14 protein-coding genes are annotated in these 12,179 nt (G+C 71.1%); 8 read left to right on the forward strand and 6 right to left on the reverse strand.

Going from position 1 to position 12,179, the window contains the following annotated elements:
• Positions 1-26 precede the first annotated feature (26 nt).
• The 4 genes from AC07OQ_RS09030 to AC07OQ_RS09045 are packed head-to-tail and all read right to left on the reverse strand — an operon-like array spanning position 27 to position 3,694.
• Entirely contained in the window at positions 27-698 is a 672-nt protein-coding gene (locus tag AC07OQ_RS09030) for a DUF4126 domain-containing protein (protein ID WP_495052775.1), read from the reverse strand.
• A complete protein-coding gene (locus AC07OQ_RS09035; RefSeq protein WP_495052776.1) occupies positions 676-1,545 on the reverse strand; it encodes an enoyl-CoA hydratase/isomerase family protein in 870 nt (289 codons plus the stop codon). The genes AC07OQ_RS09030 and AC07OQ_RS09035 overlap by 23 nt, the downstream gene beginning before the upstream one ends.
• Positions 1,542-2,072, reverse strand: a complete 531-nt coding sequence (locus AC07OQ_RS09040; protein WP_495052777.1) for a GNAT family N-acetyltransferase — start codon at positions 2,070-2,072, stop codon at positions 1,542-1,544. The genes AC07OQ_RS09035 and AC07OQ_RS09040 overlap by 4 nt, the downstream gene beginning before the upstream one ends.
• A 14-nt stretch (positions 2,073-2,086) precedes the next feature.
• On the reverse strand, positions 2,087-3,694 hold the full coding sequence (locus AC07OQ_RS09045; protein ID WP_495052778.1) for a carboxyl transferase domain-containing protein: 1,608 nt from the start codon (positions 3,692-3,694) through the stop codon (positions 2,087-2,089).
• Positions 3,695-3,853: 159 nt separating this feature from the next.
• On the opposite strand from AC07OQ_RS09045, the gene AC07OQ_RS09050 reads away from it, so the two are divergent.
• Positions 3,854-4,573, forward strand: a complete 720-nt coding sequence (locus AC07OQ_RS09050; protein ID WP_495052779.1) for a TetR/AcrR family transcriptional regulator — start codon at positions 3,854-3,856, stop codon at positions 4,571-4,573.
• Between the two features lie 53 nt (positions 4,574-4,626).
• Positions 4,627-5,040, forward strand: a complete 414-nt coding sequence (locus AC07OQ_RS09055; protein WP_495052780.1) for a hypothetical protein — start codon at positions 4,627-4,629, stop codon at positions 5,038-5,040.
• A 42-nt stretch (positions 5,041-5,082) separates the two neighbouring features.
• Here the strand turns inward: AC07OQ_RS09055 and AC07OQ_RS09060 are convergent, their stop codons facing one another.
• Positions 5,083-5,388 carry a hypothetical protein gene (locus AC07OQ_RS09060; protein WP_495052781.1) on the reverse strand — a complete coding sequence of 102 codons (306 nt, stop codon included), beginning with the start codon at positions 5,386-5,388 and terminating at the stop codon, positions 5,083-5,085.
• A gap of 122 nt (positions 5,389-5,510) precedes the next feature.
• Here AC07OQ_RS09060 and AC07OQ_RS09065 point away from each other — a divergent pair, with 122 nt between their 5' ends.
• From AC07OQ_RS09065 to AC07OQ_RS09075, 3 genes are all read left to right on the forward strand, one after another.
• Positions 5,511-5,987, forward strand: coding sequence for a (2Fe-2S)-binding protein (locus AC07OQ_RS09065; RefSeq protein ID WP_495052794.1), 477 nt, complete (start codon positions 5,511-5,513; stop codon positions 5,985-5,987).
• Position 5,988: 1 nt separating this feature from the next.
• Complete coding sequence (locus tag AC07OQ_RS09070; protein WP_495052782.1) at positions 5,989-8,142, forward strand: xanthine dehydrogenase family protein molybdopterin-binding subunit; 2,154 nt, start codon at positions 5,989-5,991, stop codon at positions 8,140-8,142.
• A 119-nt stretch (positions 8,143-8,261) separates the two neighbouring features.
• The gene (locus AC07OQ_RS09075; protein WP_495052783.1) at positions 8,262-8,675 is read left to right on the forward strand and encodes a hypothetical protein; all 414 of its coding nucleotides are present in this window, start codon (positions 8,262-8,264) and stop codon (positions 8,673-8,675) included.
• A gap of 31 nt (positions 8,676-8,706) precedes the next feature.
• Here the strand turns inward: AC07OQ_RS09075 and AC07OQ_RS09080 are convergent, their stop codons facing one another.
• Entirely contained in the window at positions 8,707-8,919 is a 213-nt protein-coding gene (locus AC07OQ_RS09080) for a heavy-metal-associated domain-containing protein (protein ID WP_495052784.1), read from the reverse strand.
• A gap of 125 nt (positions 8,920-9,044) precedes the next feature.
• On the opposite strand from AC07OQ_RS09080, the gene AC07OQ_RS09085 reads away from it, so the two are divergent.
• The 3 genes from AC07OQ_RS09085 to AC07OQ_RS09095 all read left to right on the forward strand — a co-directional run.
• Entirely contained in the window at positions 9,045-11,417 is a 2,373-nt protein-coding gene (locus AC07OQ_RS09085) for a heavy metal translocating P-type ATPase (protein ID WP_495052785.1), read from the forward strand.
• Positions 11,414-11,809, forward strand: a complete 396-nt coding sequence (cueR, locus tag AC07OQ_RS09090; protein ID WP_495052786.1) for a Cu(I)-responsive transcriptional regulator — start codon at positions 11,414-11,416, stop codon at positions 11,807-11,809. The genes AC07OQ_RS09085 and cueR overlap by 4 nt, the downstream gene beginning before the upstream one ends.
• A 57-nt stretch (positions 11,810-11,866) precedes the next feature.
• Positions 11,867-12,179: transposase (locus tag AC07OQ_RS09095; protein WP_495052787.1), on the forward strand; the 313-nt coding region annotated here is incomplete at its 3' end.

Raw genomic sequence — 12,179 nt, forward strand, 5'->3', positions numbered from 1 at the left:
ACAGACATCGTGAAAAAAGGAAGCAATCAGGAGACAGCGGCCGGCGGCCGCGCGAACACGCGCCGCCACAGGCCGCGCAGGAAACGGAACAGCAGCACCAGCAGCGTGATCATCAGCGCCAGCGCCAGCAGCAGGGCCACCGCGAAGACCGCCGGATGCGCATAGGCCAGCCACAGCATGGTCGGCACCGCGGCATCGCCCAGCAGGGACAGGCCGATATTGGAGAAGGGCTCGGGCGAGGTGTTGGCCGCCGCGCGCGTCGTGGCCTTGGCCGCATGGGCGGTGGCGGCCAGGGTGCCGCCCAGCAGCGCGGCGATCACGGCCCAGCCCTGCGGATCGGGCGAGTAGGCGCCCAGCATGCCGGCGGCCAGCGCGGCGCCGGCGGGAATCCGGATCAGGGTGTGGACGAGGTCCCACAGCGTGTCCAGCCCCGGGATCTTGTCGGCGAAGAATTCGACCGCCATCATCAGCCCCGCCGCCCCCAGCACCAGGGGCTGGCTCAGCACCTGCAGGCCCGGCGGCAGCGGCAGCCAGCCGAAGGCGCCGGCCAGGCCGGTCAGGAACACCACCGCGTACAGGCGCAGCCCGCTGGCCCAGCCCATCGCCGCCGCCAGCGCCAGCAGTTGGGCGGTGTCGAGCGCGGAGCCGGGCAGGCTGGGCAGGTTCATCGAGAGGTCATCCACGCCGGGGCTTTGCATGCCCGGGCGCTTCGCCAGGCGTCGGCGAGGCCGCAGTGGCCTCGCCTCGGTCCTGGCTCAGCCAGCTCGGCCGGCCCTTGTTCAGGAAGCTCTGCACGCCCTCGCGCCCTTCGCCGCTGGCGCGGATGTCGGCGATGCGCCGTGCGGTGTCGTCGCGCAGCGCAGGAGTGATGGGCGCATCGGCCAGGTCCTGCACCAGCTTCTTGCAGGCGCGCACGGCCGCCGGGCCGTTGGCGAGCAGGCTCGCCAGCAGGGTCTCGACCTTCTCGTCCAGTTGCTCCGGCGTGGCCGCCAGTTCATGCACCAGGCCCAGGCGATGCGCCTCGGCGGCAGCGAAGCGCTCGGCCGTCACGAAATAGCGCCGCGAGGCCTGCTCGCCCAAGGCGCGCACGACATAGGGACCGATGGTGGCGGGCAGCAGGCCCAGCTTGGCCTCCGACAGGCAGAAGCCCGCGGCCTCCACCGCCACGACGATGTCGCACACCGACACCAGGCCCACGCCGCCGGCATAGACATCGCCCTGCACCCGCGCGATCACCGGCACCGGGCAGCTGTAGAGCGTCCACAGCATCTCGGCCAGCCGGGCCGCGTCCGCATGGTTCTCGTCCCAGCTGTAGCCGGCCATGGCCTTCATCCAGTTCAGGTCGGCGCCGGCGCAGAAGGCCTTGCCCTCGGCCGCCAGCACGATGGCACGCAGGGTCGGGTCTTGCCCCAGATCCTTGAACGCCGCCGTCAACTCGGCGATCAGGGCCTCGTTGAAGGCATTGCGCACCTCGGGGCGGTTCAGCGTCACGCGGGCGATCTGCCCATCGTGGCCCTCGCGGCTGATCTTCAGATGTTCCGTCATGGCTGCTGCGCTCCCAGTTTCTTGACCATCAGCACGCTGGCGTAGGTCTTGCCTTCCCATTGCACCTCGCCGACGGGCACATAGCCGCGCCGCGCATAGCGGCGCTGCAGCTGTTCGGCCGGCCTGGCGGTGTCCAGCGCCACCCGGGTGTAGCCCTGGGTGCGGGCCCAGTCCTCGGCGGCGTCCATCAACTGCTCCGCCAGGCCCTGGCCGCGCGCCTCGGGGTGCACGGCCAGCTGGGCCAGGATGGCGGTATCGGGCGCGGTGTAGAGCGGCGGCACCGCATCGCTCAGATAGCGCCCGTCGGCCGGCTTGGGGCCGGCGATGGTGACCGTGCCGACGAGCCGCTCGCCGCGCTCGGCCACGAAGGCCTGGCCGGCGGCGATGCGCTCGCGCGTGGTCTGCACGCTCTGGTCCACCGCCGTGAAGTTCCAGCCCTGCGCGGCCAGCGACGCATAGGCCGCGTGCAGCAGCCGGGTCAGGGCTTCCAGGTCGTCGCGTTCCTGCAGGGGGCGGATCTGAACCATGGGGGCTCCCGCACTCACATCCGGAACACGCCGAACTTGGTCTGCGGAATCTCGGCATTCAGCGCGGCCGACAGGCCCAGCGCCAGCACGCGGCGCGTGTCGGCCGGATCGATCACGCCGTCGTCCCACAGGCGGGCGCTGGCGTAATAGGGATGGCCCTGGTCCTCGTACTGCTGGCGGATCGGCGCCTTGAAGGCCTCCTCCTCGTCGGACGACCAGTTGCCGCCCCTGGCCTCGATGCCGTCGCGCTTGACCGTGGCCAGCACGCTGGCCGCCTGCTCGCCGCCCATCACCGAGATGCGCGCGTTCGGCCACATCCAGAGGAAGCGCGGCGAATAGGCGCGGCCGCACATGCCGTAATTGCCGGCGCCGAAACTGCCGCCGATGATGACCGTGAACTTCGGCACCTGGGCGCAGGCCACGGCGGTCACCATCTTGGCGCCGGCGCGGGCGATGCCCTCGTTCTCGTACTTGCGGCCGACCATGAAGCCGGTGATGTTCTGCAGGAACACCAGCGGGATCTTGCGCTGGCAGCACAGCTCGATGAAATGCGCGCCCTTGTTGGCGCTTTCGGCGAACAGGATGCCGTTGTTGGCGACGATGCCCACCGGCATGCCCTCGATATGCGCGAAGCCGCAGACCAGGGTGGCGCCGTAGCGGGCCTTGAATTCGTCGAACTCGCTGCCATCGACGAGGCGGGCGATCACCTCGCGCACGTCGAAGGGCTTGCGCGTGTCGGTCGGGATCACGCCGTGCAGCTCGGCCGCGTCGAACAGCGGCGCGCGCGGCTCGCGCATCAAGAGCTCGCCCTGCTTGCGCCAGTTCAGGCTGGCCACCGAATGGCGCGCGATCGCCAGCGCATGGGTGTCGTCATTGGCCAGGTGGTCGGCCACGCCCGACAGGCGCGTGTGCACATCGCCGCCGCCCAGGTCCTCGGCCGTCACCACCTCGCCGGTGGCCGCCTTCACCAGCGGCGGCCCGCCCAGGAAGATCGTGCCCTGGTTCTTGACGATGATGGTCTCGTCGCTCATCGCCGGCACATAGGCGCCGCCCGCCGTGCAGCTGCCCATCACGACCGCGATCTGCGGCACGCCCTGGGCCGAGAGATTGGCCTGGTTGTAGAAGATGCGGCCGAAATGGTCGCGGTCAGGGAACACCTCGTCCTGGTTGGGCAGATTGGCGCCGCCGGAATCGACCAGGTAGATGCAGGGCAGGCGGTTCTGCTGCGCGATCTCCTGCGCGCGCAGATGCTTCTTCACCGTGATCGGGTAATAGGTGCCGCCCTTGACCGTCGCGTCGTTGCAGACGATCACGCATTCGACGCCGGCCACGCGGCCGATGCCGGCGATCACGCCGCCGCCGGGCGCGGCGTTGTCATACATGTTGAGGCCGGCCAGCGGCGCGATCTCCAGAAAGGGCGTGCCGGGGTCCAAGAGCATCTCCACCCGGTCGCGCGGCAACAACTTCCCTCTTGCCGCGTGCTTGGCGCGCGCCGCCGCGCCGCCGCCCTGGGCGATCTGTTCCAGCTTGGCGTTCAGGTCCTCGATGACGGCCCGCATCGCCTCGGCATTGGCCTTGAAATCCGCCGAACGGGCATTGAGCTTGGTGCTGAGGACAGCCATCGCATGCGTCTCCTGCTTGTATGCCGGGAATCTGAGCCCGGCTCAATTATTGAGCGGCAAGCCTCGCACGGCCGCCAAAACCCGAAGAATAAGCCATTGATGGGACCGCAAGCAAGCAAACTTGAGCTTTACTCAAAACATCAGCACAATCGCAGTCCCATGAGCCAATCCGCCGCCCTGCCCGCCCAGCGCCGCGCGCCCGTCAGCGCCAAGGCCGAGCAGCGCGTGCGCGACATTCTGCGCGTCGGCCGCGAGGTTTTTGCCGAATTCGGCTACGAGCGCGCCACCACCACCGAGATCGCGCAGCGCCTCGCGATCTCCGAGGCCACCGTCTTCACCTATTTCCGCGGCAAGCGCGAGCTGTGCATGCGCGTGATCGGGGACTGGTACGACGAGATCATCGCCGCCACCGAGGCCGGCCTGCCGCGCGACAGGCCGGTGCGCGAGCAGCTGGAGTTCATGGTCCACACCCATCTGCGCCTGTTCCTGATCCAGGGCACGGGGCTGTGCGAGCTGGTGCTGTCGGAGGGCCGCAAGCGCAACGCCCTGATGACGCGCGGCGACGACCCCGAGTTCGGCCTGGCCTTCGTCGAGCTGCAGCGCCGCTACACCGCGTCGCTGATGGAGCTGCTGGCGCGCGGCCAGGCCAGCGGCGAGGTGCGCCAGGACATCCCGCTGCGCCTGCTGCGCTCCCTGGTCTTCGGGCCGATGGAGCACATGCTGTGGGAGCTGATCGTGGCCGGCCGCCAGCTCGACGTGGACCAGAGCGCCCGCGATCTGGTGGCCCTGCTGTGGCCCGCCCTGCAGGCCCCCGACCGCGAACTGCAGACGCTGCGCCGGCTGCGCCAGGAAATGCAGCAGGCCCTGGCACGCGGCTGAGGCGCGACGCGGGCCGACCCTGGCGCTGGCATGCCGGCGCGCGCTGTGCAAGCATGCGGGCTCGCGCCGCGTCGGCGCGGCGCGGGGTGGCGATGAAGCTGGCCGAGGGCATCAGCAAGCTGGGGTTTCGGCGCTGGTACGAGCGCGAACTGCTGCAGAGCCATGGCCATCTGGTGCTGGCCTTTGTCAGCGGCGTGGGGCTGATGGCCGCCTTCGAGGGCCTGTTCACCTTCCACACCCTGGGCGACAAGCTGCAGGACCTGTTCAGCATCGGCCTGTGCGCCGGGGTCGGCATCTGGGCGCTGCGCCGCTACCTCTATCTGCTGATGCATGCGGAGGCCGCGGCCAACCAGGCCCATTGCCCCGGCTGCGGCACCTATGCGCGCTTCGTGCTGGTGCAGGCGCGCGCCGAGGAGCTGGACGTGCGCTGCCGGCATTGCCAAAGGGTCTGGCCGATCAGCACCTGAGCAGGGAAAGAACGGTTCGGCCGGTCCTGCGCACGGCGTCGCTCATCGGCGCCCTCCGCCTTGCGCGAGCCGCTGCACCAGCACCAGTTCGCAGAGCTTGAACAGCAGATAGGCGGCATTCGCCAGCAGCGCGGTCAGCGCCAGCTCCAGCAACTGCTGCAGGCCGCCCTCCCACAGACCCGGCCAGCCGGCCGCCCAGAGAAAGCCGGCATTGGCCGAGACCAGTCGCACCAGGTCCAGGGTCAGCAGGCCGAACAGCACGAAGGCCAGGGCCATCAGCAGGAAGCAGGTCGCCGCATGGCCGGCCAGCCAGGCATGCAGGCGACTGCGGGGCGGGATATCTGCCATGGTCGGGCACTCCGGTGATCGAGGGCAGGCGCAAGCCTAGCACCGGCGCGCGGGCGCCATCGGCGGCTTGGGCCCGCTACGCTAGGATCCGCGTTCCATCCTTGCCGGAGAAGTGCATGAGCATCATCAAGCTGACCGTCAACGGCAAAGCGGTGACGCTGGACGCCGACCCGGGCGAACCGCTGCTGTGGGCCCTGCGCGAAGACCTGCAGCTCACCGGCACCAAGTTCGGCTGCGGCATGGCCCTGTGCGGCGCCTGCACCGTGCACCTGGACGGCCAGCCGGTGCGCTCCTGCCAGACCCCGATCTCGGCCGCCGCCGGCAGGAAGGTCACCACCATCGAGGGCGTGGGCGCCAGCCGCACCGGCAAGGCCGTGCAGGCCGCCTGGGTGAAGATCGACGTGCCGCAATGCGGCTACTGCCAGAGCGGCCAGATCATGAGCGCCTGCGCGCTGCTGGCGGGCAAGAAGAACCCCAGCGACGCCGACATCGACGCCGCGATGAGCGGCAATATCTGCCGCTGCGGCACCTACAACCAGATCCGCGCCGCCATTCATGACGCCGCGGGCTCGCTGGCCTCCCGGCCGAAGGGAGCCTGAGATGAATATCGCACCCACCCGCCGCGAATTCCTGCAGGCCTCTGGCGCCGGGCTCGGACTCAGCCTCAGCTTTGCGCTGCCGCTGCAGGGCGCCCGCGCCCAGACCTTTTCCAACACCTTCGCGCCCAATGCCTGGCTGCGCATCACGCCGGACGGCCGGATCACCGTGGTCTGCGGCTCGGCCGAGATGGGCCAGGGCGTGCTGACCGCGATCCCGATGCTGGTGGCCGAGGAGTTGGACGCCGACTGGAAGATGGTGGGCGTCGAGCAGGCGCCGGTCGACCAGGCCTACAACAACCCGATGTTCGGCATGCAGGCCACCGGCGGCAGCACGACGGTGCGCGCCCACTGGACCCCGGTGCGCCAGGCCGGCGCCGCCGCGCGCGAGATGCTGGTGGCCGCGGCCGCCGAGCGCTGGAAGGCCGACCCCGCGACGCTGCGCACCGCCGGCGGCCAGGTGCTGGCCCCCGACGGCCGGAAGATCGGCTACGGCGCCCTGGTGCAGGCCGCCAGCCGGCAGCCGGTGCCGGCCAAGCCGATGCTGAAGTCCAGCGCCGACTTCAGGATCCTGGGCCGACCGACGCACCGCCTGGACACGCCGGCCAAGGTCAACGGCACGGCCAGGTTCGGCATCGATGCGCGGGTCGAGGGCATGCTGGTGGCCGTGATGGCGCGCGCGCCCGGCGCCGGCATCAGGCCCAAGCCCTATGACGAGGCCAAGGCCCGCGCCGTCAAGGGCGTGCACGCGGTGATCGCGATCCCCAGCGGCGTGGCCGTGCTGGCCGACGGCTACTGGGCCGCGCGCCAGGGCCGCGATGCGCTGGACGTGCAATGGGAGCTGGGCGCCCAGGCCGCGCTGAGCAGCGCCAAGGTCTCGGCCGCGCTGGACGGCGCGGCCCAGCAGGCCGGCGCGGTGGCGGCCCAGGCCGGCGATGCCCCGGGCGCGCTGGCAGCGGCCGGCCAGAAGCTGTCGGCCCGCTACGAGGTGCCTTATCTGGCCCATGCCTGCATGGAGCCGCTGAACTGCCTGGCCTGGGTACAGAAAGCACCGGGGGGCGACGAGGTCACGATCTGGGCCGGCACGCAGAGCCAGGGCCCGGCCCAGGGCATCCTCGCCCAGCTGGCGCAGGCCACGCCGGCCAAGGTCAAGATCAACACCCTGCTGCTGGGCGGCGGTTTCGGCCGCCGCTTCGCGCCCGACTTCACGATCGACGCCACCCTGCTGTCCAAGGCCAGCGGCCGGCCGGTGAAGCTGATCTACACGCGCGAGGACGACATGGCCGCGGGCTATTACCGCCCGGCCGCGCTGGTGCGCTTCGAGGGCGCGCTGGACGCCCAGGGGCGCGTGCTGGCGCTGCGCGCCGACATTGGCTGCCCCTCGATCATGGCCGCCTCGGGCTTCATGAAGATCCCGGAGAACGGCGTGGACGCGATGGCCGTCGAAGGCCTGGCCGACCAGCCCTACGAGATCCCGAATCTGCGCGTCGCCTACGGCCGCGCCGAGCCCGGCCCGCAGGTCTGGTTCTGGCGTTCGGTCGGGCATTCGCAGAACGCCTTCTTCATCGAGAGCTTCATCGACGAGCTGGCCGCCGCCGCCAAGGCCGACCCGCTGCAGTTCCGCCTGCGGCTGCTGGCCAAAAAGCCGCGCCACCGCGCGGTGCTGGAGGCCGCCGCGGCCAAGGCCGGCTGGGGCAAGCCGCTGCCGGCCGGCCGCTTCCACGGCCTGGCCGTGGCCGAAAGCTTCGGCAGCTATGTGGCCGAGGTGGCCGAGGTCTCGGTGGCCGAGGACGGCACGCCGCGGGTGCACAAGGTGACGGCGGCGGTGGACTGCGGCCAGACCGTCAACCCGCTGACGATCCAGCGCCAGATCGAGAGCGCCGTCGTCTACGGCCTGTCGGCCGCGCTCTATGGCCGCATCAGCCATAAGGACGGCCGGGTCGAGCAGGGCAATTTCCACGACTACCCGGTGCTGCGCATCAGCGAGATGCCGCAGGTGGAGGTCGTGATCCTGCCCAGCCACGAGGCCCCTGGCGGCATCGGCGAGCCCGGCACGCCGCCGATCGCGCCGGCCGTGGCCAATGCGATCTTCGCGGCCACCGGCAAGCGCATCCGCAGCCTGCCTATCGACACCGCGGCCCTGAAGAAGAGCGCCTGAGACGCCCGTGCAGCCCGGCCGGGACCCGCCCCCGGCCGACAGCGGCGGGCGGGCGCGTCCTACAGCGGCGCGGCGCTGCGCCGCCCATACTGTTTACATAGCGACTCTCGCGGTTCGCCATGAAAACCAGCCTGCTGATCCTCGGCCTCGCTCTGCAACTCGGCCTCGCCGCCACCGCCGCCCTGGCGGCGGCACCGGTCGTCAAGCCCGCGGAATCGGCGGGTCCGGCCGCCGCCGCGGCCTCGCGCCCCGGTGCGCCGCTGAATCCCGCGGTGCGCGCCGCCGAGAATGCCCGCACGCCCGGCGAACTGCGGCCCCGCGAGGCGGTGGTGCCGCAGATCACCGTGCCGCTGAAGCGCCGCGACGCGGCCGCGCCGGCGGACAAGTCGGTGTCCGCCGCGCCCGTCCCCTCAGGCCCCGTCATCAACGATGCCACGGCGCGCTGCCGCGCGCTCGACGACGCGCAACAGCGCGCCGCCTGCCAGCGTCGGGCGGACGCCGCGGCCTCGGCACCCCGCTCGATGGCGCTTTGAGCGCGGTTCGGCCGGTTAGGCCGGTTCCGGTTCAGGCGGCTTCGGCGCTGGCCGGATAGCCCGCCTCGTCCAGGGCCCTGGCCAGCACCTCCCGGTCCAGGCCCGTGTCGATCTGCACGCGCCGCGCCTCGCGATCGAACTGCAGTGTGGCCGCGGGATCGAGTTCGCGCACGGTCTCGGTGATGGCGGCCACGCAGTGGCCGCAGCTCATCGCGGGCAGATGAAAAAGATGGGGATTGGGCATCGCCGGACTCCTTGAGATTGGACAATGGGCCCAGCTTAATCCTTGCCATGATGGCAAGGTCAAGACCCCAGGCCCCCGCAAGCCGCGCTTGACCTTGCCATCATGACAAGGTCCAAGCTGGCGCCATGAACCAGATGCTCACCCTCCCCATCGAAGGCATGACCTGCGCCTCCTGCGTCAAGCGGGTCGAGCAGGCGCTGCGCGCCGTGCCCGGCGTGCGGGACGCCACCGTCAACCTCGCCACCGAGGCGGCCAGCGTCGAGGGCCCGGCCGCACCGGCCGCGCTGCGCGCCGCCATCGAGGCGGCCGGCTACGGCCTGAAACAGCAAGACCTGACCCTGACAATCGAGGGCATGACCTGCGCCTCCTGCGTCGGCCGGGTCGAGAAGGCGCTGCGCAAGGTCGCGGGCGTGACCGCGGCCGATGTCAATCTGGCCACCGAAACCGCCCAGGTCTCCCTGCTGGCCGGCACCGACAGCGCGGCGCTGCTGGCCGCGGTGGCCAAGGCCGGCTACCAGGCCAGGCTGGCGCGGCCGGCGGCCGCGGCCCGGCCGGCCTGGGATGCCAGCGGCTGGCCGGTGCTGATCGCCGCGCTGCTGTCGGCGCCGCTGGTGCTGCCGATGCTGGGCCTGGCCGTGGGCGCGCATTGGATGCTGCCGGGCTGGCTGCAGCTGGCACTGGCCACGCCGGTGCAGTTCTGGCTGGGCGCGCGCTTCTACAAGGCGGGCTGGGCCGCGCTGCGTGCCGGCAGCGGCAATATGGACCTGCTGGTGGCGCTGGGGACCAGCGCCGCCTTCGGCCTGAGCCTGTGGCAGCTGCTGCGCGGCGAGGGCGGACATGCGCTGTACTTCGAATCGGCCGCCGTCGTGATCACCCTGGTGCGCCTGGGCAAATGGCTGGAGGCCCGCGCCAAACGCCAGACCACCGCCGCGATCCGCGCACTGCAGGCCCTGCAGCCCGAGACCGCGCGCGTGCTGCGCGACGGCGCCGAGCAGGAGCTGCCGCTGGCGGCGCTGAGGCATGGCGACGAGGTGATCGTGCGTCCCGGCGAGCGCATCCCGGTCGACGGTGAACTGCTGGAAGGCGGCAGCCAGGTGGACGAATCGCTGATCACCGGCGAGAGCCTGCCGGTCGACAAGGCCCCTGGCGCGCGGCTGCTGGGCGGCAGCGTCAACGGCGAGGGCCTGCTGCGCCTGCGCTGCACGGCGCTGGGCGCCGAGTCGACCCTGGCGCGCATCGCGCGCATGGTCGAGCAGGCGCAGGGCCACAAGGCGCCGATCCAGCGCCTGGTGGACCGGGTCAGCGCGGTCTTCGTGCCGGTGGTGCTGGGCATCGCGCTCGCCACGCTGCTGGGCTGGGGCTTCGCCGGCGGCACGGATTCGGGCGCTTGGCAGCGCGGTCTGCTGAATGCGGTGGCCGTGCTGGTGATCGCCTGCCCCTGCGCGCTGGGCCTGGCCACGCCGGCCGCCATCATGGCCGGCACCGGCGTGGCGGCGCGCCACGGCATCCTGATCAAGGACGCCGAGGCGCTGGAGCATGCGCACCGCGTCGGCCTGGTGGCCTTCGACAAGACCGGCACCCTGACCGAGGGCAAGCCGCGCCTGGTGGCCGCCGAGGGCCTGGCGGTACGGGACCCTGAGCTGCTGCGCCTGGCCGCCGCCCTGCAGGCCGGCAGCGAGCATCCGCTGGCCCATGCGGTGCGCGATGCCGCCAGGGACATCGCCGTACCCGCGGCGCAGCAGCTGCGGGCCGTCGCCGGCCGTGGCCTGCGCGCCAAGGTCGACGGGCAAGACCTGGCGCTGGGCAGCGGCCGCTTCATGCGCGAACTGGGCATCGACCTGAGCGCGCAACTGCCGCGCGCCGAGGCGCTGCAATCGGAAGGCCGCACCGTCTCCTGGCTGGCCGTGCTGGGCGAGCAGCCCCGGGCGCTGGGCCTGCTGGCCTTCGGCGATGCGCCGAAGCCCGAGGCCAGGGCGGCCGTGCTGGCCCTGCATGCCCAGGGCATCAGGACCGCCCTGGTCAGCGGCGACAACCGCGGCGCCGCCGAGCGCGTGGCTCGCGAGCTGGGCATCGACGAGGTGCGCGCCGAGGTGCTGCCCGAGGACAAGGCGCGCATCGTCGGCGAACTCAAGGACAACGGTGGCCGGGTGGTGGTGGCCATGGTGGGTGACGGCATCAACGACGCCCCGGCCCTGGCCGCCGCCGACGTGGGCCTGGCCATGGCCACCGGCACCGAGGTGGCGATGGCCGCGGCCGGCATCACGCTGATGCGCGGCAACCCGGCCCTGGTGGCCGATGCCATCGCCATCTCCAGGAGGACCTACGCGAAGATCCGCCAGAACCTGTTCTGGGCCTTCATCTACAACCTGGTGGGCATCCCGCTGGCGGCCCTTGGCCTGCTGAATCCGGTGCTCGCCGGCGCGGCGATGGCGCTGTCCAGCGTCTCGGTGGTCGGCAATGCGCTGCTGCTCAAGCGCTGGAAAGGGCAAGCCTCATGAACATCGGCGAAGCGGCCACCCGCTCCGGCATCTCGGCCAAGATGCTGCGTCACTACGAGTCGCTCGGCCTGCTGCCGGCGGTGGCGCGCAGCGAATCGGGCTACCGCCAGTACGGCGACAAGGACGTGCACACCTTGCGCTTCATCCGTCGCGCGCGCGACCTGGGCTTCTCGATCGCCGAGATCGGCGAGCTGCTCAGGCTCTGGCAGAACCGCCGCCGCAGCAGCGCCGAGGTCAAGCGCATCGCGCTGGCCCATGTGGCCGATCTGGAGCGCCGCCTGGCCGAAATGCAGGCGATGAAGCGCACGCTGGAGGAGCTGGCAGGCTGCTGCCATGGCGACGAGCGGCCCGACTGTCCGATCCTGGAAAACCTGTCGGGCGATCTGCCCTAGTCTTACTGTGTCATAAAGTAGATAATGCGATCCTCTCAACTTCATGCCGGAGGATCGATGAACGCAGCCGAGCGCTTTGATCGCTATCTCGAGCAGTTGAGTGCGGGACTGGGTCACGCAGACCGGCATGCCGGTCTGCGCGGCTACTGCACGGGACTGATGCTGCCGCTGTCGCGCAAGAGCGTGGAGCCGATGGCCGCACGCGTGGACCCGCTGCACGCCAGCGCCCGGCATCAGGCGCTTCACCACTTCGTGGCCACGGCGGAATGGTCTTACACGGAGATGCTGCGTCGGGTCGCCCAGTGGGTGATCCCCAAGATGGACTTCCGATCGGGGGGCTGGTGGATCATCGACGACACCGGCTTCCCCA

The organism is Roseateles sp. GW821-FHT09B06, assembly GCF_059418245.1.